The organism is Acidovorax sp. 56 (assembly GCF_002749705.1).
Lineage (GTDB): Bacteria > Pseudomonadota > Gammaproteobacteria > Burkholderiales > Burkholderiaceae_C > Acidovorax.
Window position 1 is genome coordinate 1,050,920 of sequence record NZ_PEEV01000001.1, and the last position, 20,037, is coordinate 1,070,956.

Annotated in this window: 18 protein-coding genes; 13 read left to right on the forward strand and 5 right to left on the reverse strand. The window is 64.0% G+C overall.

Annotated elements, in window-relative coordinates:
- Nucleotides 1-6: 6 nt before the first annotated feature.
- On the reverse strand, nucleotides 7-1,029 hold the full coding sequence (locus tag CLU88_RS04535; RefSeq protein WP_099655569.1) for a sulfate ABC transporter substrate-binding protein: 1,023 nt from the start codon (nucleotides 1,027-1,029) through the stop codon (nucleotides 7-9).
- 193 nt (nucleotides 1,030-1,222) lie between these two features.
- Between CLU88_RS04535 and CLU88_RS04540 the strand changes: the two genes are divergently transcribed.
- From CLU88_RS04540 to CLU88_RS04595, 12 genes are all read left to right on the forward strand, one after another.
- Nucleotides 1,223-1,495 (forward strand): oxidative damage protection protein, encoded by a 273-nt coding sequence (locus tag CLU88_RS04540; protein WP_099655570.1) that lies wholly within the window; start codon nucleotides 1,223-1,225, stop codon nucleotides 1,493-1,495.
- 223 nt (nucleotides 1,496-1,718) lie between these two features.
- Nucleotides 1,719-3,689, forward strand: a complete 1,971-nt coding sequence (mnmC, locus tag CLU88_RS04545) for an FAD-dependent 5-carboxymethylaminomethyl-2-thiouridine(34) oxidoreductase MnmC (protein WP_099655571.1) — start codon at nucleotides 1,719-1,721, stop codon at nucleotides 3,687-3,689.
- A gap of 178 nt (nucleotides 3,690-3,867) precedes the next feature.
- Nucleotides 3,868-4,671, forward strand: coding sequence for a sulfite exporter TauE/SafE family protein (locus tag CLU88_RS04550; RefSeq protein ID WP_099655572.1), 804 nt, complete (start codon nucleotides 3,868-3,870; stop codon nucleotides 4,669-4,671).
- A gap of 29 nt (nucleotides 4,672-4,700) precedes the next feature.
- On the forward strand, nucleotides 4,701-6,485 hold the full coding sequence (locus CLU88_RS04555) for a nitrite/sulfite reductase (protein ID WP_099655573.1): 1,785 nt from the start codon (nucleotides 4,701-4,703) through the stop codon (nucleotides 6,483-6,485).
- 36 nt (nucleotides 6,486-6,521) lie between these two features.
- Nucleotides 6,522-6,911 (forward strand): DUF934 domain-containing protein, encoded by a 390-nt coding sequence (locus CLU88_RS04560; protein WP_099658648.1) that lies wholly within the window; start codon nucleotides 6,522-6,524, stop codon nucleotides 6,909-6,911.
- Between the two features lie 25 nt (nucleotides 6,912-6,936).
- The gene (locus tag CLU88_RS04565) at nucleotides 6,937-7,560 is read left to right on the forward strand and encodes a phosphoadenosine phosphosulfate reductase family protein (protein WP_099658649.1); all 624 of its coding nucleotides are present in this window, start codon (nucleotides 6,937-6,939) and stop codon (nucleotides 7,558-7,560) included.
- Between the two features lie 19 nt (nucleotides 7,561-7,579).
- Nucleotides 7,580-8,542, forward strand: coding sequence for a sulfate adenylyltransferase subunit CysD (cysD, locus tag CLU88_RS04570; RefSeq protein ID WP_099655574.1), 963 nt, complete (start codon nucleotides 7,580-7,582; stop codon nucleotides 8,540-8,542).
- The gene (locus CLU88_RS04575) at nucleotides 8,542-9,915 is read left to right on the forward strand and encodes a sulfate adenylyltransferase subunit 1 (protein ID WP_099655575.1); all 1,374 of its coding nucleotides are present in this window, start codon (nucleotides 8,542-8,544) and stop codon (nucleotides 9,913-9,915) included. Before cysD ends, CLU88_RS04575 begins: the two co-directional genes overlap by 1 nt.
- A 130-nt stretch (nucleotides 9,916-10,045) precedes the next feature.
- The gene (fdxA, locus tag CLU88_RS04580) at nucleotides 10,046-10,375 is read left to right on the forward strand and encodes a ferredoxin FdxA (RefSeq protein WP_099655576.1); all 330 of its coding nucleotides are present in this window, start codon (nucleotides 10,046-10,048) and stop codon (nucleotides 10,373-10,375) included.
- 142 nt (nucleotides 10,376-10,517) lie between these two features.
- The gene (locus tag CLU88_RS04585) at nucleotides 10,518-11,591 is read left to right on the forward strand and encodes an NAD(P)/FAD-dependent oxidoreductase (RefSeq protein ID WP_099658650.1); all 1,074 of its coding nucleotides are present in this window, start codon (nucleotides 10,518-10,520) and stop codon (nucleotides 11,589-11,591) included.
- Nucleotides 11,592-11,721: 130 nt separating this feature from the next.
- Nucleotides 11,722-12,150: a GNAT family N-acetyltransferase gene (locus CLU88_RS04590; protein WP_099655577.1), complete on the forward strand. Its 429-nt coding sequence runs from the start codon at nucleotides 11,722-11,724 to the stop codon at nucleotides 12,148-12,150.
- 49 nt (nucleotides 12,151-12,199) lie between these two features.
- Complete coding sequence (locus tag CLU88_RS04595; protein ID WP_199173421.1) at nucleotides 12,200-13,207, forward strand: DUF4238 domain-containing protein; 1,008 nt, start codon at nucleotides 12,200-12,202, stop codon at nucleotides 13,205-13,207.
- 195 nt (nucleotides 13,208-13,402) lie between these two features.
- On the opposite strand, the gene CLU88_RS04600 is transcribed toward CLU88_RS04595, so the two are convergent.
- The 4 genes from CLU88_RS04600 to CLU88_RS04615 form a co-directional block, all read right to left on the reverse strand.
- Nucleotides 13,403-14,356: an AEC family transporter gene (locus tag CLU88_RS04600; RefSeq protein WP_099655578.1), complete on the reverse strand. Its 954-nt coding sequence runs from the start codon at nucleotides 14,354-14,356 to the stop codon at nucleotides 13,403-13,405.
- Nucleotides 14,357-14,495: 139 nt separating this feature from the next.
- A complete protein-coding gene (chrA, locus tag CLU88_RS04605) occupies nucleotides 14,496-15,821 on the reverse strand; it encodes a chromate efflux transporter (RefSeq protein ID WP_099655579.1) in 1,326 nt (441 codons plus the stop codon).
- Between the two features lie 208 nt (nucleotides 15,822-16,029).
- On the reverse strand, nucleotides 16,030-17,040 hold the full coding sequence (locus CLU88_RS04610; protein ID WP_099655580.1) for a tripartite tricarboxylate transporter substrate binding protein: 1,011 nt from the start codon (nucleotides 17,038-17,040) through the stop codon (nucleotides 16,030-16,032).
- A 261-nt stretch (nucleotides 17,041-17,301) separates the two neighbouring features.
- Nucleotides 17,302-18,402 carry a beta-propeller fold lactonase family protein gene (locus CLU88_RS04615; RefSeq protein ID WP_099658652.1) on the reverse strand — a complete coding sequence of 367 codons (1,101 nt, stop codon included), beginning with the start codon at nucleotides 18,400-18,402 and terminating at the stop codon, nucleotides 17,302-17,304.
- A gap of 373 nt (nucleotides 18,403-18,775) precedes the next feature.
- On the opposite strand from CLU88_RS04615, the gene CLU88_RS04620 reads away from it, so the two are divergent.
- Nucleotides 18,776-19,750 carry a tripartite tricarboxylate transporter substrate binding protein gene (locus tag CLU88_RS04620; RefSeq protein ID WP_099655581.1) on the forward strand — a complete coding sequence of 325 codons (975 nt, stop codon included), beginning with the start codon at nucleotides 18,776-18,778 and terminating at the stop codon, nucleotides 19,748-19,750.
- Nucleotides 19,751-20,037 lie beyond the last annotated feature (287 nt).

The window sequence follows — 20,037 nt, forward strand, 5'->3', positions numbered from 1 at the left end:
GGCCGGTTACTTCTTGGTGTAGATCTGGTCGAAGCTGGCGCCGTCGGCAAAGTGGTCCTTGGCCGCCTTGGTCCAGCCGCCAAAGGCGTCGTCGATGGTGAACAGGTTCAGCTTGGGGAACTGCTTGGCGTACTTGGCCTTGGCCTTGTCGGAAATGGCGGGGCGGTAGAAGTTTTTGCCCGCAATGTCCTGGCCCTCTTCGGTGTAGAGGAACTTGAGGTATTCCTCGGCCACGGCACGCGTGCCCTTCTTATCCACGTTCTTGTCCACCACCGTCACGGCGGGCTCGGCCAGGATGGAGATCGAGGGCGCGATCACGTCGAACTTGGTGCCGAATTCTTTTTCGAGCAGGTAGGCCTCGTTCTCCCAGGCCACCAGCACATCGCCCTGGTTGCGCTGGGCAAACGTGATGGTGGAACCGCGTGCGCCGGTGTCGAGCACAGGCACATTGCCATACAGCTTGGCCACAAAATCTTTGGCCTTGGCGTCGCCGCCGTATTTGCGCTTGGCAAACTCCCAGGCGGCCAGGTAGTTCCAGCGGGCGCCGCCCGAGGTCTTGGGGTTGGGCGTGATCACGCTGATGCCGGGCTTGACGAGGTCGTCCCAGTCCTTGATGCCCTTGGGGTTGCCCTGGCGCACCACCAGCACGATGGTGGAGGTGTAGGGCGAGCTGTTGTGCGGCAGGCGCTTTTGCCAGTCTTTGGTGATCCAGCCGCCGTTGGTGTGCAGCGCATCGGTGTCGCCCGCCAGCGCCAGGGTGGCCACGTCGGCGTCCAGCCCGTCGATGATGGAGCGCGCCTGCTTGCCCGAGCCGCCGTGGCTTTGCTTGATGGTCACGTCCTGGCCGGTCTTGGCCTTCCAGTATTTGGCGAACGCCTGGTTGAACTCCACATACAACTCCCGCGTGGGGTCGTACGACACATTGAGCAGCGTCACAGACTGCGCAAACGACGGCAGTGCCGTCAGGGCCAAAGCGCCTGCAAAGGCTGCGGCAAATGGAAACTTGATAAAGTCGCGGCGAAAGTTCATGGAGGGCCTCGTTTATTGGAATGCGGGGCGGTGCAAAACACCGATGAAACGCATTCTGGAAGGCCCTCTTAAAAACTGGAACTACTGAGATTTCAGTTCTTTATATCCAAATCATCTGAGGCAAGCTCAACGCCCGCACCTGCTGGCGCCTGATGCCGTCTCGATTTCACATAGACCACGACAAGGAACCACCATGGCACGCACCGTCCAATGCATCAAACTCGGCCAAGAGGCAGAAGGCCTGGACTTTCCGCCCTACCCTGGCGAGCTGGGCAAGCGCATCTGGGAAAGCGTGAGCAAGCAAGCCTGGGCCGACTGGCTCAAGCACCAGACCATGCTGGTCAACGAAAACCGCCTGAACCTGGCCGACGCCCGCGCCCGCCAGTATTTGGCCCGGCAAATGGAGAATCACTTCTTTGGCGGCGGTGCAGACGCCGCGGCGGGCTACGTCCCGCCCAGCGCGTAACGGAGCCAAGCGAAGTGCAGCGCTGCGAGAGGTGGTTTCGCCAAAACCACTTCTTTGGTGGCGCAGCGGGCTATGTCCCGCCCAGCCAATGATCTAGCACAACCGCAGGCTCCCCGGCTTCCGGTACAAAGCAGCCTCAGCACGGCGCCCTTGCGGCGCCATTTCTTTTTCTGAGACGCACGCAAGGCTTGCGCGATTTCGATTTTCAGCAGCCCCTCACCCCATGTCCGAGCCCATCGACTGGTTGCCCGACGGCACCCCCTACAGCCCCCGCTTTGCCGACCGCTATCACAGTGAAAACGGCGGCCTGGACCAAGCCCGCCGGGTCTTTCTGCAAGGCTGCGGCCTGCCTGCGGCCTGGGCCGGGCAGCCCCAATGGCGGGTGCTGGAGACAGGCTTTGGCTTTGGGCTGAACTTTCTCGTCACCTGGGCCGCATGGCGGGCCGACGCGCAGCGCCCCCGCCTGCTGCACTTTGTATCGACCGAAGCCTGGCCGGTGAGCGCTGCCGACCTGCTGCGCGCCACCACCGCCCACCCCGAGCTGGCCCCTTTGGCCGAGCAGTTGCATGCGCAGTGGTGGGGCCTGCTGCCCGGCGTGCACCGCCTGGCGTTTGACGAGGGCCGCGTGCTGCTCACCCTGTACGTGGGCGATGCGCAAGAGATGCTGCGCCAGCAGGCGCCCACGGCAGACTCGGTGTATCTCGATGGCTTCAGCCCCTCGGTCAACCCCGACATCTGGAGCGCCCACACCCTCAAGGCCGTGGCGCGCTGCTGCCGCCGGGGCACACAGCTGGCCACCTGGACCATTGCCCGCGCCGTGCGCGATGCGCTGGCCGAATGCGGCTTTGAAGTGCAGCGCGTGCCCGGCGTGCCCCCCAAGCGCGACAACCTGCACGCCACCTACAACCCCCACTGGGAGCCACGGGCCCGCACGGCCACCTTGCCCGATGCTGCCCCCCATGCCACCGCACAACCGCAGCATTGCTTGGTGATTGGCGGCGGCCTGGCGGGTGCCGCCACCGCCGCCAGCCTGGCCCGCCGGGGCTGGCAAGTGCAGGTGCTGGACCAGGCCAGCGAGCCCGCCGCAGGGGCATCGGGCCTGCCTGCCGGGGTGTTTGCGCCCCATGTTTCGCCTGATGACGCCGTGCTGTCGCGCCTGTCACGCAGCGGCGTGCGCACCACGCTGCAACAAGCCAGCCAGCGCCTGCAAGCCGGGCAAGACTGGGGCCCCACCGGCGTGCTGGAGCACCGCACCGATGGCAGCCCCGGCCTGCCCGCCGACTGGCAAGACGGCCCCGGTGCCGACTGGACCACCCCCGCCCCACCCGATGCCCGCGAGCACGCGGGCCTGCCACCCGATGCCGTGGCCTGCTGGCACGCCCAGGCGGGCTGGATACGCCCCCCCCAAATGGTGCGAGCACTGCTGCGTGAACCCGGCGTCACTTGGCAAGGCCAATGCCAGGTGGCCAGCCTGCGGGCAATGCCTGCTGCGGGCGGAGCAGACTCTACCGCTGCATTCACCACATGGCAGGCCCTGGATGCCCAAGGCCAGGTGCTGGCGCAAGCCCCTGTGGTGGTGATTGCCGCAGGCGCTGGCAGCCCCACCCTGCTGACCGACCGCTGGCCCCTGCAGCCCGTGCGCGGCCAGGTGTCGTGGGGGCGCTATGCCGCCCACCTGCCGCCGCCCGCGCACTTTCCGGCCAACGGGCATGGCAACGTGGTGCCGTCTTTTGGGCTGTGCAGCAACGATGAATCGGCAGGCGAAGCCCCTGAGCGCGCATGGATCATGGGCTCGACCTTCGAGCGCAATGTGACGGAACTGCCCGCCAGCGCCGCCGACCAGCAGGCGGCGCACGCGTCACACTGGGACAAGCTGCAAACCCTGCTACCCACGGCCGCCCGCCAGTTGGCTCCGCGCTTTGAGGCCCGCCTGGCCCATGCCGCAGAGACCACCGACACGCCGCCCGCCGTGCAGCACTGGGCCGCCGTGCGCTGCACCGCCCCAGACCGCCTGCCCATCGTGGGGCCTGTGGACGCACAGGCACTGCCCGGCCTGTGGGTGTGCACCGCCATGGGCGCGCGCGGGCTGACGCTGGCCCTGCTGTGTGGCGAGCTGCTGGCCGCCCGCCTCAATGCCGAGCCTTTGCCGCTGGACGCCAAGCTGGCGCGGGCGCTGTCGAGCGAGCGGATGTGAGGGCGCGACAAGCGCCTGCGCAAAGCGAGACACGAGGTGGCGTAAGCCGCCCGCCACAGTGCACCGTCTCAAAAATCGGGCGCAAAGCCCCTCCAATCCTTGCTTATATAAATATTTGCATATTGGCAGAGCAAAACAATAGTTTGCATCCATAAGCCGCCCCTCTACATTCGCGGCCATGCATGAATTGGCGTTTGTCTTTGCGGGGTTTGCAGTGGGCCTGATCGTCGGGCTCACGGGTGTGGGCGGCGGCTCGCTGATGACACCCATCCTGATCTTCTTCTTTGGCATCAAGCCCCACATGGCCGTGGGCACCGATTTGCTGTTTGCCGCTTTCACCAAGATGGGTGGCACCGTGAGCCTGGCCCGCCAGCGGCTGGTGCCCTGGAAAGTGGTGGGCCAACTGTGCGCAGGCAGCATTCCAGCCGCGCTGCTGGCGCTGTGGGCTTTGCAGGTGCTGGGCCCCGCCAGCGGCACGGCCCAGCGCATCATGACCACCACCTTGGGCTTTGCCCTGCTGCTGACGGCTGCGGCCACGCTCTACAAGGCCGTGGCCTTTTCTGCCCAGCGCCAGGCGGCCGAAGCCGCAGCCCGCAAGAACCACACTGGCGACCCCACGCGCCCCCGCCACTGGAGCCTGCCCATCCTGATGGGTGCCGTGATCGGCACGCTGGTCACCTTCACCTCGGTGGGCGCGGGCGCCATTGGCGTCACCGTGCTGCTGCTGGTCTACCCCATGCTGCCCTTGCCGCGCATCATTGGCGCCGACATCGCCTACGCCGTGCCATTGACCCTCGTGGCCGGTCTGGGACACGCGTCGCTGGGCTCGGTCGATTGGCCTTTGCTTGCACAATTGCTGGCTGGCTCGCTGCCGGGCATCTGGCTGGGTTCGCGCCTGGTCACCCGCACACCTGAGCGGCTGATTCGCTCTGCCCTCTCGCTGTTGCTCGCCTGGGCGGGCTTCAAACTGATCTTGATTTGAGTTGCACGCACTGAACTGCACTGACCACGATGTACCAATACACAGAATTCGACCAACAATTTGTGCAACAGCGGGCACGGCAATTCCGTGACCAGCTCACGCGCTGGCAAACCGGCAAGCTGTCGGAAGACAACTTCCGCCCCCTGCGCCTGCAAAACGGCTGGTATGTGCAGCGCTACGCACCCATGCTGCGCGTGGCCGTGCCCTACGGCGAAATCGCCAGCCGCCAGCTGCGCGTGCTGGCCCAAATTGCCCGCGAATACGACGAACCCGAAGCCGCCGTCTTCAAGGCCGCCATGGAAGGCCAGGGCAAGCTGGGCACCACCTTCTTGCCCAAGAACTGCGCCCACTTCACCACCCGCACCAATGTGCAGTTCAACTGGATTCCGCTGTCCAAAAGCGCGGACGTGATGGACCTGCTGGCCAGCGTGCAACTGCACGGCATCCAGACCAGCGGCAACTGCATCCGCAACACCACCACCGACGCCCTGGCAGGCATTGCCGTGGATGAGATCGTGGACCCGCGCCCCTATGCGGAAATCATCCGCCAGTGGACCACGCTGCACCCCGAGTTCGCCTTCCTGCCCCGCAAGTTCAAGATCGCCATCAGCGGCGCCAAGGACGACCGCGCCGCCACCGGCTGGCACGACGTGGGCCTGCACCTGCTCAAGAACGACGCTGGCGAGATTGGCTTCAAGGTGTTTGTGGGCGGAGGCATGGGCCGCACGCCAGTGATTGGCACCGTGATCCGCGAGTTCCTGCCCTGGAACCAGATCATGAATTACATCGAGGCCATCGTGCGCGTGTACAACGAGCACGGCCGCCGCGACAACAAGTACAAGGCCCGCATCAAGATTTTGGTGAAGGCCGAAGGCCAGCAGTACATCGACGACGTGGAAGAAGAGTACCGCCAGATCCTGGAGATCGACGGTGGCCCGCACACCATTCCCCAGGCCGAGTTTGACCGCGTGGCCGCCTGCTTTGTGACACCCAAGCTGGCAGACATTGCCGACGTGCCCCCCGCTGCCCTGCAGGCCTCGCTGGACGCGCAGGCGGCAGAGCATGTGATGTTTGGCCGCTGGCTGCAGCGCAACGTGCACGCGCACCAAAACCCACAACTGCGCGCCGTCACGCTGTCGTTCAAGCGCCCCGGCCAGTCGCCCGGCGACGCCACCAGCGACCAGCTCATCGCACTGGCCAACCTGGTGGACAAATACTCCGCTGGCGAAGCCCGCGTGACGCACGACCAGAACGTGCTGCTGCCCTGGGTGCACGCCAGCCGCCTGTTTGACCTGTGGCAAGAAGCCAAGGCCCTGGGCCTGGCCAGCGCCAACGTGCAGCTGCTCACCGACATGATCGCCTGCCCCGGTGGCGACTTCTGCGCGCTGGCCAACGCCCGCTCGCTGCCCATTGCCGAGGCCATCACCCAGCGCTACCAAGACCTGGACGAGCTGGACGACATCGGCGAGATCGACCTGCACATCAGCGGCTGCATCAACAGCTGCGGCCACCACCACAGCGGCCACATCGGCATCCTGGGTGTGGATAAGGACGGCAAGGAGTGGTACCAGGTCACGCTGGGAGGCTCCGATGGTTCGGACCTGTCGGGCGCTGCCGTGGCAGGCAAGGTGATCGGCCCCTCGTTCTCGGCGGCCGAAGTGCCCGACGTGATCGAGGCCGTGCTCGGCACCTACCGCGACCTGCGCGAAAGCGGCGAGACCTTCCAGAACACCGTGCGCCGCACCGGCCTGGACCCGTTCAAGGAAGCCGCAAAGCTCGCCCGCCACAAAGACGAAACCCTGGCTACGGCCTGAGGCCGCCCTGCCACTGATCTCCGAACGATGATGAACCTGAAACTTCTCGCATCCCACGAACACCAGCCCCCGGCGGAAGGCGACGCCCGCGTGGTGGCGCTGGCCAACGATGCCGACGCCACAGCCCTGCCGCTCGATGGCGTGGAACGTGTGGACCTGCATTTCCCCAACTTCACCGATGGCCGCGCGTTCAGCCAGGCCTTCTTGCTGCGCCGCCGCCGTGGCTTTGCGGGCGAAATCCGCGCCACAGGCGATGTACTGATCGACCAGCTGGTGCAGATGCAGCGCACGGGCTTTAGCAGTGCGGTGCTGGCCGAGGGGGTGGATGCCGCCGATGCCCAGCGCCAGTTTGAGCTGTTCCCTGGCTTCTACCAGGGCGACGCCGTGAACCCCCAGCCGCTGTTTGCCCACCGCGCCGCCGCCTGAGAACCCAAACCCCAAGCCCCGCACCATGAGCCAAATCGATCTCGCACGCATCAACGCCGACCTCGGCCGCAACGCCCCAGACCTGGTGGGCTGGGCGCTGGGGCTGGGCCAGCCCGCCATCGTCACCACCAATTTCCGCCCCTTCGAGGCAGTGATCCTGCACATGGTCACGCAGGTCAACCCTGATGTGCCCGTGGTGTGGATGGACAACGGCTACAACACCGAAGCCACCTACCGCTTTGCCGACGAGGTGACGAAGCAGCTGGGCCTGAAGCTGCAGATTTACCTGCCGCGCCGCTCGCGTGCGCACCGCGAGGCTGTGGAAGGCGCTACGCCCGCGCTGGACGACCCACGCCACGCAGCCTTTACGGAAGAAGTGAAGCTGGAGCCTTTTGCCCGCGCCCTGCGCGAGACCGCGCCCAAGGTGTGGTTCACGGCCCTGCGCGCCACCGACACTGCGGTGCGTGCCCAGATGGACCCCGTCAGCATCAACCCTGATGGCCTCATCAAAGTGGCACCGCTGCTGCACTGGTCGTCCAAAGACCTGCACGAGTACTGCGTCAAACACGGCCTGCCCAACAACTTTGACTACGTGGACCCCACCAAGGGCGAAGACAACCGCGAGTGCGGTTTGCATCTGGCCCACTGACTCCACTGCAGCACCGACCATGAACGCCCGCACCGATGCAGCCCAGCTGCAAAACAACAACATGAGCTACCACCTCAACAACTCGCACCTCGACGCCCTGGAAGAAGAAACCATCTTCATCCTGCGCGAAGTCGCCGCCGCCTTCGAGCGCCCCGCCCTGCTGTTTTCGGGCGGCAAGGATTCGCTCGTCATGCTCAAGTGCGCCGAAAAGGCTTTTGGCACTAAGGCCAGTGGTGGCGGCATTCCGTACCCGCTCTTGATGATCGACACGGGCCACAACTTCACCGAAGTGACGGATTTCCGTGACTTCCGCGCCAAGGAACTCGGTGCCGAACTCATCGTGCGCAACGTCGAGGATTCGATGGCGCGCGGCACGGTGCGCTTGGCCCACCCGGGTGAGTCGCGCAACGTGCACCAGTCCGTCACGCTGCTCGAAGCGATCGAAGAATTCCGCTTTGACGCACTGATCGGCGGCGCCCGCCGCGACGAAGAAAAGGCCCGCGCCAAGGAGCGCATCTTCAGCCACCGCGACAGCTTTGGCCAATGGCAGCCCAAGGCCCAGCGCCCTGAGCTGTGGACGCTGTTCAACACCCGCCTGCAGCCCGGCGAGCACTTCCGCGTGTTCCCCATCAGCAACTGGACCGAGCTCGATGTGTGGCAGTACATCGACCGCGAGCAGATCGCCCTGCCCAGCATTTACTACACGCACAAGCGCCAGGTGGTGGACCGCAAGGGCCTGCTGATGCCCGTGACCGAACTCACACCGCCACGCGACGGCGAGGTCGTGGAAACCCGCGACGTGCGCTTTCGCACCGTGGGCGACATCACCTGCACTGCGCCCGTGGAAAGCACGGCGGCCACCCCAGCCGACATCGTGATCGAAACCCTGGCCGCCGACGTGAGCGAACGCGGCGCCACGCGCATGGACGACAAGACATCGGACGCTTCAATGGAGAAGCGCAAGAAGGACGGGTATTTCTGATGACCACTATCAATTCAATAGCTGCCAGCGCACAGCCAGCAATCGCTGGAGGCCAAAATGGCCATATTTCCGCCCTCAAGTTCATCACCTGCGGCAGCGTGGACGATGGCAAGAGCACGCTGATCGGCCGCCTGCTGGTGGACAGCAAGGCCGTGCTGCAAGACCACCTGGCGGGCGTGCAGCGCGGTGGCGAGACCGACCTGGCGCTGCTAACCGATGGTCTGTCTGCCGAGCGCGAGCAAGGCATCACCATCGACGTGGCCTACCGCTACTTCGCCACCGAGACGCGCAAGTTCATCATTGGCGACGCGCCCGGCCATGAGCAGTACACCCGCAACATGGTCACCGCCGCCAGCAGTGCCGACGCCGCCGTGGTGCTGGTCGATGCCACCAAGCTCGACTGGCAAAACCCCGAGCTGGCCCTGCTACCCCAAACCCGCCGCCACAGCCTGCTGGCCCATTTGCTGCGCGTGCACTCGCTGGTGTTTGCCGTGAACAAGCTCGACGCCGTGGCAGACCCGGCCTTGGCCTGGAAGCACATCCAGGGCGCGCTGGCCCGCTTTGCCCAGGCCGCAGGCATTGCCGTGCGCGCCACCGTGCCCGTGTCGGCCCTCAAGGGCTGGAACGTGGTAGACGCCAACGCAGGCTGGTGCGGCTACCAAGGCCCCACGCTGCTGCAGGTGCTTGAAGCGCTGCCCAACACGCCCGCCGACACAGCGCTGCCTCTGGCCTTCCCGGTGCAGTGGGTCGAGAAATCCTCGTCCTCGTCGTCCGACACCTCCCAGGGCCGCCGCGTGTTCTGGGGCCGTGTGGCCTCGGGCAACGTGGCGCCCGGCACCCCCGTGCAAATCTTCCCCAGCGGCCAGTTGGCCACGGTCGCCCAGGTGCTGGACCACGCCCGCCGCCCCAAGGACGTGCCCGCTGGCACCAGCGCCGGCATCATCCTCGACCGCGAGGTGGACGTATCGCGTGGCGACTGGATTCTGGCCGCGCCCACCGCCGCAACAGCCCCGGCCGACGACGACTTTGGCGACACCCCAGCGGCCGTGCCAGCGTGGCCTGCCAGCCGCGAGCTGCGCACCACCGTGGCCTGGATGGACGACGAACCGCTAGTCGCAGGCCGCGTGTACTGGGCGCTGCATGGCCACCGCTGGGTCAAGGCCAAGGTGAAAGCCGTGGTGCACAAGCTCAACATCAACACGCTGGCCGAAGAAGCCGCCACGCAGCTGGACCCCAACGCCATCGGCCATGTGGAGCTGCTGCTGCAAGAGGCGATTCCGGCCGCCGCTTTCGGCAAAGCCCGCGTGCTGGGCTCGCTGATCCTGGTGGACACCGCCAGCCACAAGACCGCTGGCGCGGTGCTGGTGAACTGACCCAGCGCAACAAAACCGCCTTGAAAATGCCCTGAGTCCCCCTTGCGGACTCAGGGACCCTGTTACTGATGGTGGGTGAAGGCCTTAAAATCGCGGGTTTTCACCGACCGACCCCACACAATTTCCAGCCATGACCCACGTCGTTTCCGAAAACTGCATCAAGTGCAAGTACACCGATTGTGTGGACGTTTGCCCCGTGGACTGCTTCCGCGAAGGCCCGAACATGCTTGTCATCGATCCCGATGAATGCATCGACTGCGCCGTGTGCATCCCCGAGTGCCCCGCCAACGCCATTTTTGCCGAAGAAGACCTGCCCGCCGATCAAGTGGCCTTCATCAAGCTCAACGCCGACCTGGCCTTTGCAGACGGCTGGAAGAGCATCACCAAGCGCAAGCCCGCACTGCCCGACGCCGACCAGTGGAACGGCACGCCAGGCAAGATCGCTGACCTGGTCAAGTGATCCTTCCCCAACCGTTCACGCTGAGCCTGTCGAAGCGCTGCACAGGGCTTCGACACACTCAGCCCGAACGGTTTCAGCCCGAACGCTTCTTTCGCGCTGAACGCAGCTTATGGCTACGCTCCGTGCGCAGGGCAAGACAGCCATGATTCAAGAAACCGATGCTGTCGTCATCGGTGCAGGCCCCGTGGGCCTGTTCCAGGTGTTCCAGCTGGGCCTGCAAGGTCTGGCCGCCCACATCATCGACGCCCTGCCCTACGCGGGCGGCCAGTGCGTAGAGCTGTACGGCGACAAACCCATTTACGACATTCCGGGCATACCCGTGTGCACCGGCCATGAGCTGGCCGCGCGGCTCGCCCAGCAAATTGCCCCCTTCCAACCCCAATGGCACCTGGGCACCCAGGTTGCTGCACTACAGCCGCAGCCCGATGGGCGCATTGCCGTCGCTACCCAGCAAGGCACCCAGCTGCTGGCACGCGCCGTGTTTATTGCCGCAGGCGTGGGCGCGTTTGTGCCCAAGGCACTCAAGGTCGAAGGCATCGAGGCCTTTGCGGGCACACAGCTTTTTTACCAGCACCTGCCCCCGGCCGCCACGCTGCAAGGCCAGCGCCTAGTGGTGCATGGTGGTGACGACGCCGCTGTGGCCTGCGCCATCCAAGCCGCCACGGCTACTGATGCCTCCCCCGCCAGCGTAGTGCTGCTGCACCGCCGCGATGTATTCAACGCCCCGCCCGAGCAACTGGCCCAGCTACAAGCCCTGCGTGACGCCGGGCGCATTGAAGTGGTGGTGGGCCAAATCACCGGCATCGCCCGCGACACCAGCATCAACCACGACAGCGAGCGCCTGACCGCCCTGCACACCCTGACGCCCGAGGGCACTGAGCAAACCGTGCCCGTCGATGTGCTGGTCGTCGCTCTGGGCGTCTCCCCCCGCCTGGGCCCCATCGCCGACTGGGGCCTGGCCATGGAACGCAAACAACTGGTGGTAGACACCGCCACCTTCCGCACCAGCGCGCCCGGCATCTACGCCGTGGGCGACATCATCACCTACCCCGGCAAGCGCAAGCTCATCCTGTGCGGCTTTCACGAAGCCACCCTGGCCGCCTTTGCGGCTGCAGAAGCGCTGAGCGGCAAGCCTGTGGTGCTGCAGTACACGACGAGCAGTACGCATTTGCATCAGTTGTTGGGGGTTAGTTCAGCCGGAACCGTCAACGGCTGAAGGCGGCCATAACCTGCCGCTCGCCGTGCCAGGGATGAGGCGGCAATGATCGGACACTCCCCCAATTTCTGAATCGTTAAGGCACTTTGTACTTTCTCATTCAAGGGCAAGCTCGACTGTGGAGGTAGGCATGAATTCTGTCGAAATAGAAGAGACACACGCGGTAAACCATCAGTTGCTTCGGGAGCGAGTGGAAAGAGGCAAGCGACCTGGAACCAGGGAGTTTGTTGCCCTGATCGACGGTATGGAGGCGGGGCTCTTGATCTTCGAGCATTTCCCCAAAACTTCTTTGGGATTCGTGTACGAGATATACGTGCTAGAGAAATTCAGAGCCATGGGCATTGGTACCCAGCTTTTGTGGCTGGCAGAAACTGTAGCTCGTGATTCTGCTTGCGAAACGCTGCGTCTTACAGCGCGCTCTCTCGACCAAGAGTTCATCAACGACGTCAAACTGATGTCTTGGTACGATCGCAACGGTTTTATTCGAGATGCCCATGGCTCCAGTGGGATGGAGAAGAATCTCGCCAGTGGATTCACATTAAGCGGAGAAATCGGTTGAATAGTGGTCTGCATTTAGGATCAGCCGCAGCGAGCAAGCACCTAACTGAATGAAGTCCCTGTCGCCCAAAGACCTCGAAGTCAAGAAGCACCACCATTACGTCTGGGCCAATTACCTAGCCCGATGGGGTAGCGGCACGAAGAATGTTTTCTACACCACGAAGAATGGGAAGATTGCTCACGACAGTGTGCGTTCCATTGTTGTTGACGACTATTTCTACAAGACCACTGTGCTTACAAGAATTCATGTCGAAGTGATTAAGATTTTTTCCCGAAAAAGCCCCGACCATCTCCAACAACAGCACATGTCGTATCTCAATGACTTCCTGAGAATTCAGCAGGCTGAGGCTGCTTACGGTAAGTCTGACATTCGGAATCAGGAAATTGAGCTGCATCTCCAAGCGATGAAGTGCAATCGACTGGAAAACCTTCACGCATCCCACGAAAAGATGGCGCTTCCAGTGTTGGATGCGTTGGCTGATGAGAGATTTGATGTGCTCCAGGACAAACAGCACGTGATCGACTTCATTGCATTCTTCGGTCACCAGATCTCTCGCACGAAGACGTTTCGAGACTGCATACTCGCGGTTCAACCTCGGAGCAATGCACTGGAAATTGAAGCAGCGGATGCAATGGCGCACGTCTGGTGGTTTCTGAGTTACATGTTCGGAATGAATATCGGGGTAAGCTTGTATTTGGATCGCCACAACGCTAGGCATGCGATATTGGTGAATAACACTAGCGTGCCTTTCATCACATCTGACCAGCCTGTCATTAATGTGCACTCATGTGTTTCAGAGACAGTTTTTTCCGTTCCTGAGCATGCTGACTTTTATTACCCGATCTCGCCGAGAGTCGCTTACATCATCTGCGATTCTGAAAGGTTTATATCAGGCAAGAATGAGGTCGATGAAACCACTGTGTTTGAACTCAACTCCAAGGTGGCCGCTCAAGCCATGGTGCACATTATCGGTGACACTGAGAACGCCATTCGCCCCTTCAAAAATTACATTGGTCGGCGCTACCGGAAAGCGCCTGATGGCCGTGTCATGGGTTAACTGACGAAGCCGAGCAGTCATTACGGTCTGTCAATTGACGCATTACCTCCTGGCTTTGACTTCTGGGCATCACCCCATACTTGGGCGGAAAGCTTGACGGCTCGCTAGGGGCCCTGAACGGCAGCCCAACTCTGCTTATAGCGAACGCTCAATTCGCGCTGACCCAATGCACGCCGACCTCCAGCGCCCGCAACCTCACACCACATACCGCGTAGTCAACAAAATCACCACCGGCATCGTCACCAAAGCCAGCACCGTCGATACCGCCACGCTGGCCGTGACTTCATCCTGCGCCACCTCGTAGCGCTGGGCAAACAAAAACACATTGGCCCCCACGGGTAGCGATGCGGCCACGATCATCACGGCCAGGGGCAGGCCTGACAGGCCCAGTGCCCAGCCCATGGCTGCCAGCAGCAGGGGGTGAACGATGCACTTGGCCACGGCAATGCGCAGTGCGGCTTTGAAGTGGTGCCCCACGGGAGTGAAGACCAGGGTGACCCCCACCAGCAGCAAGGCCAGCGGGCCCAGGGCCTGGCCGAGCAGTTGCAAGGGCTTGTCGACCACGGCGGGCAGGGTCAACCCGGTCTGCGCGAACAACAGCCCCACCACGATGGGCAGCGGCACGGGGTGCAATACGCCGTTGCGCACGGCCTGCAGCACGGTGCGCCACATGGGTGGCGGTGTGGCGTCAGACTGGCCCGCGTGCTCGCGGGCGGCGGCCAGTTCAAACACCACGGTGGCGGCCGTCAGCAAGATGAGCGAGTGCACCGAAATCAGCGTGAACAGCGTGACCAGCCCCGCATCGCCAAACACCAGGCCCACCAGCGGCACACCAATCATCAAGGTGTTGCTGAACGTGTTAGCCAGCGCACGGGCGGCGCCCAGGCGATTGAAGCCCTGCAGCGCCATGGTGGCGCCATACAGGGCGATGAAGGCGGCAAAGTAGATGGCCACGGGGCCAAAGTTGAGGTCTTCGATGTGCACGGTGCTCATGGTGCGAAACAGCAGCGCGGGCGACAGCACCATGAAGACCAAGTTGGACAGGTCTTTGACGGCGCTGCTGCGAATCCAGCCCTGGCGCCCCGTCAAAAAGCCGATGGCGATGAAGAGCACGACGGGGACGAGTGAGGAGATGACAGGAGAGTTCAAAGCAGCACGCGAAAGCAGAACCAATGAATGCCCGAGAACCGGGCCGCTGGGCAGAATCGCCCAAATACTAGCATTTTGATAGCTGCTAGCGCTTATTCAGCAAGCGCTAGAGGCCAATTCAACATCAAATCCAAACCCCTCAGCCTGCCACCACGCTCTGCCAGCCCCACCCGGCCAGTGCGGTGGCCAGCACCACGGCCCACGGTGGCACGCGCCACCACAGCAGTGCCGCCAGGGCGATGGCGGCCAGGGCCACATCGGCAGGGCCATGCAAGGCACTGCTGGCCACGGGGTGCCACAGCGCTGCCAGCAGCAGGCCCACCACCGCCGCATTCACCCCCGCCAGCAGGCCACGCGCACCGGCCCGCTGGCGCAGTTGCGCCCACCAGGGCAAGGCACCGGCCACCAGCAAAAACGCGGGCAGAAATATGCCCAAAACGGCCATCACCGCAAAGCCCGCCCCCGCCCAGCCCGGCGCCATGGCGGCCCCCAAAAAGGCAGCAAACGTGAACAGCGGCCCAGGCACCGCCTGCGCGGCACCATAGCCTGCCAAGAAGGCATCGCCCGCCACCCAGCCCGTGGGCACCACGGCCGACTGCAGCAGTGGCAGCACGACGTGGCCGCCGCCAAACACCAGCGCCCCGGCGCGGTAAAAAGCATCCAGCACGGCCCAGCCCGTAACCACATTCGCCGCGTTCGTTGCAGTGGTTGCACCTGCTGCGCTGGCCTGCACCCACCAGGGCAGCGCCACCAGCAGGACTGCAAACACGGCCAGCAGGGCCAGCCCTGCCCTGCGCGAATACGGCAAGGCCCAGACATCATCAGCAGCCATGGCAGGCGGCACTGCTGGGCCACGGCCCCAGGCCCACCACCCCACCAGGGCAGCGCCCAGCATGGCCCCCATCTGCCCGGCCACACCGGGCTGCCACAGGGTGATGGCGCAGGCCGCGCCCATCAAGGCCATACGCCCGGCGCTGGTGCACAGGCTGCGCGCCATGCCCCACACGGCCTGGGCCACCACGGCCACCGCCACCACCTTGAGCCCCTGCACCAGCCCGGCAGGCAAGCCCGCCCCGGTCGACGAGAACCCCAGCCCCAGCGCCGCCAGCACCAAGGCCGAGGGCAGCGTAAAGCCCACCCAGGCTGCCAGCGCCCCGAGCCAGCCGCTGCGCATCAAGCCCAGCGCCATGCCCACCTGGCTGCTGGCCGGGCCGGGCAAGAACTGACACAGCGCCACCAGATCGGCATAGCTGTGCTCATCCAGCCAGCGGCGGCGCACCACCAGTTCGTCGCGAAAGTAGCCCAGGTGCGCCACCGGCCCGCCAAACGAGGTGAGCCCCAGACGCAAAAACACCCACAGCACAGCCCAGGGGCTAAAGGCAGTGGGTGGAGAAAGCGGTGCCTGAAGCGGGTCAGGAGGCTGACCGTGGGGCGGTGTTTGGTGCGGTGGCTGAGGGGATGTCATGCAGGGTGGGACGTTGATACAGATTCGCGCTCCGCTCGTCCGAGTCCACACCGTTCGGGCTGGGCCCTTCGACAGGCTCAGGACCGGCTTGTCGAAGCCTTGTGCAGCGCTTCAACAAGCTCAGCATGAACGGTTTGGTGTTTTTGAGAGCCCTCGGGAAGAGAAAGCACGCAGGGCGCCTACTCTGCCACACCCCACCTGCCCTGGGTCAATCGACCTTGATGTTGGCCGCCTTGATCACCTGGGCCCACTTGTCCACCTCGGCCTTTTGAAAGGCAGAAATCTGCGCCACGCTCAGGTCAGCGGGCTCCATGCCAAAGCCGGTCAAGCGCTTTTGCATGTCGGGCTGGGCCAGGATCTTGCGGATCTCGTCGTGCAAACGCGTCACCACCGGCGTGGGGGTGCCTGCGGGCACAAAGATGGCTTGCCAGGACTGCACCTGAAAATCCTTGAGCTCGGCCACGCCCGACTCGGCCACGGTGGGCACATCGGGCATGGAGGCCAGGCGCTTGGGCGATGTCACGGCAATGGCGCGCAGCTTGCCGCTTTGGATGTGCGGCGAAGCCACCACGGTGGTGTCAAACATCATGTCCACCTGCCCGCTGATCACGTCCTGAATGGCCGGGCCGCTGCCCTTGTAGGGCACATGCGTGAACTTGACGCCCGACTTGTAGCCCAGCAGCTCCACCGCCAAATGCTGCGAACTGCCCGTGCCTGCCGATGCCGATGACAGCCCGCCCTCTTTGCCGCGCGCGGCGGCCAGCACGTCTTTGATGGTTTTGTGGGGGCTGTTGGCGGCCACCACCAGCACCACAGGGTTGGTGCCGATCAGCGTGACGGGGCTGAACGACTTGATGGGGTCGTAGCCCAGCTTGGGGTACAGGCTGATGTTGATGGCATGCGAGCTGACGGTGCCCCCCAGCAGCGTGTAGCCGTCAGGGGCCGAGCGCGCTGCGGCCTCCGAGCCAATGCTGCCTGCGGCCCCACCCTTGTTCTCCACCACCACGGTGGTGCCCAGCGCCGTGCCCAGCTGCTGGCCGATCAGGCGCGCCAGCGTGTCGGTGGTGCCGCCTGCGGCAAACGGCACCATGTAGCTGATGGCCTTGCCCGTGGGCCAAGTGCCCTGGGCCGCCACGGGGGCGGCCAGCAGGGTGCTGGCTGCGGCGATGGCGGTGAAGGCTGCGAGGGTGGACCTGTGGACAAAGGTTCGGCGTTGCATCGGGGCTCCTGGCTCTGAATGGACGGATGGATGAAATAAGTGAAGGGGTCTGCAAGCCCCGAGTGTCCTGAGTTGGAGATTCGTTTCATAAAGATGCCGAGAATCGCCGCCATGCTGCGTTGCAAATCCTCGCGATAGCTACGGCTATCGCTGCGGTTTGCGCCTTGCCTGACGACGATTTCGACTTCTTTATTTCATCAACGAACTTCCAACTCAGGACACTAGCGATACGCGTTGCCAGGGCTTGCAGTCAATGCGGCATCAAGGCAAATCGACGATCTCGACCCAGTTCGGGTTCTTGCCCACGGGCACGCGGGTGGGTGTGCCAGGCACGCCGGTGGCGGGGTCAATCGGGTGCACCGAGACGCTGTGCGACTCTTGCCCCGCTGCGATGAGGAAGCGGCCGGAGGAATCCACCGCGAAGCCGCGTGGAGACTTCTCTGTAGGCACCTGGCCCAGGGGCTGCAGCTGGCCCGTGGCCGGGTCGACCTTGAAGCTGCTCAGGGTGCTGGAGGTGCGCTCGGACGCATACAGCGTGCGCCCGTCGGGCGACAGGTGCACGTCGGCCGCCCAGGGCTTGCCGGTAAAGCCTGCGGGCAACGTGGTGGTGCGCTGCACCTGGCGCAGGGTGCCGCGCTCTTTGTCGTAGGCCATCACGTTCAGGGCTGCGTCCAGTTCGTTGAGCACGTACATGGTGGTCTGGGCGCGGTTCCACACGAAGTGGCGGGGGCCGGATTTTTCAGGCGCCACGGTGGTGAGCGCACTCTCGTGGGCCGTCAGGCGGCCGGTCTCGGCGTCAAACCGCCAGGCCGACAGGTTGTCACCGCCCAGGCTGGTGGCGAACACGTAGCGATTGCTGGCGTCTGCGTGAATGGCGTGGGCGTTGGGCGCGGTCGGAATCAACTGGTGCACCGCCCCCACCGCGCCGTCTTTGCCAATGCTGTTCACGGTGATTTTGTGCCCCGGGTACGACGCGGCAAACAGCCAGCGGCCGGTGGCGTCGGTGTCGATGTTGGCCATGCTGTCGGCCAGCGCGGCCTCGCCCAACTTGCGCAGCTTGCCGCTGGCGGGGTCGATGGCCAGGCTCACCACCCGAAACGGCTGCGAGCGCAAGGCCACGTACAGCACGCGCTTGTCCGGGCTCACGGCCATGGGCATGGCCGTGCCACCCAGGGGCACGGTTTCAACCGGCTTGAGGGTGCCCGCGCTGCGGTCCAGCTCCAGCACCGACAGGTCCTGGCTGTCTGCATTGGAGACATACACCCAGGTCGCGGCCGATGCCGCTGAAGAGGCTGCCAGGCACACCAGACCGGCCGCCAAGGGCGTTGTCCAGCGAATGCTGCGTTGTGGGGTAGAGGCCATCGTTGCGTCCTTTGTCTTTCGCTGTGTAGCGGTTTGGTTTTGCAAACGTTGTGCGTTGTCGTACAACATGTTGCAAATTTTGAGACGAATGGAGCCAATGCGCCAACGGGATTACCCGTAGCAGCCCGTGGAGATTGGGCCGTGCAAGCCGTAACCACCGAGGCTTTTTGAATTAGGGACTTTCCCTAGGTAAACGGTACCGTTTCACATGCTTGAAAACAGGGCAAAAGCCCTGTGCCACGGGGGTTGAGGCAGAACTCCACGCCAGCTTCCGCCCTTCCCGCCAAGCGCGGACTCCGACCCCAGACCTTGTTTCGCAAACCACGTAGTTGTACGATGACAAACAACAAAACCCAGACTCAGGAGACCCTCCATGCCATTGATCCGCCGCACGGCCTTGCTGGCCGGCATTGCCGCCCTCGCCGCCACCAGCGCCTTCGCCCAAAACGCTGCCGAATGGCCCACCAAGACACTGCGCATCGTGGTGCCCTACCCACCCGGCGGCAGCTCGGACATCATTGCGCGCTCCATCAGCCAGTCGCTGTCGGAAGCGCTGAAGCAGACCGTCATCGTTGAAAACAAGGCGGGCGCCAATGGCAACCTGGGCGCAGACTTTGTGGCCAAGGCCGATCCGGATGGCTACACCATGCTGCTGTGCGACGTGGGCGCGCTGGCCATCAGCCCCTCGGTCTACACCAAGCTGTCGTTCGACCCCTCCAAGGACCTGCGCGGCGTGACCATGCTGGCCTACTCGCCCCACCTGCTGGTGGTGCACCCCTCGGTGCCCGTGAACAACCTCAAGGAGCTGGTGGCGTATTCGAAGAAAAACGACCTGAACTTTGCCGTGACCGCCACCGGCAGCGCCCCCCACCTGGCCGGTGTGGCGCTGGAGCGCGCCAGTGGTGCGCGCTGGCAGTACATCCCCTACAAGGGCGGCGTCACCGCCATCCAGGACACCGTGGCGGGCCAAACCCAGATCCTGATGAACGGCATGCTGGCCACCCTGCCCCAGGTGCAAAACGGCAAGCTCAAGGTGCTGGGCGTCTCCAAATCCACCCGCATGCCCCTGATTGGCGACGTGCCCACCATTGCCGAGCAAGGCGTAGCAGGCTATGAATCGGGCACCTGGCAAGGCGTTCTGCTGCCACGCGGCACCCCCGATGCCATCATCCAGAAGCTGAACAAGGCCCTGATCACCGCCATCCGTGCCCCAGAAATCCGCTCGCGCCTGGCCGGACAAGGCGCCGAAGTGGTGACCATGACCCCTGCCGAGCAAGACCAGTTCTTTGCCAAGGAACGCGCCCGCTGGGCCAGCGTGGTGTCTGCTGCCAAGATCAAGCTGGACTGAGCGGAGCCCCCCGCAACGCACGGGGCGCGAACCAAAAGGGGCTTCGGCCCCTTTGTCGTTGTCGGCAGCCCAAATCACAGCGGTTTGCCAGGGCGCGAGCGCGTGCATATGGAGCCGACCTCTTTGAACTAGCAATATCCGTTCGGGTTGAGCTTGTCGAAACATTGCGCGGCGCTTCGACAAACCCGTCCGGAGCCTATCGAAGGGCTCAACGTAAACGGTTCAAGCAGAGGTTCGCGCCGGATCAATAATGTGGGACGAACCTGTTCCCGATAACCTGCTTCATT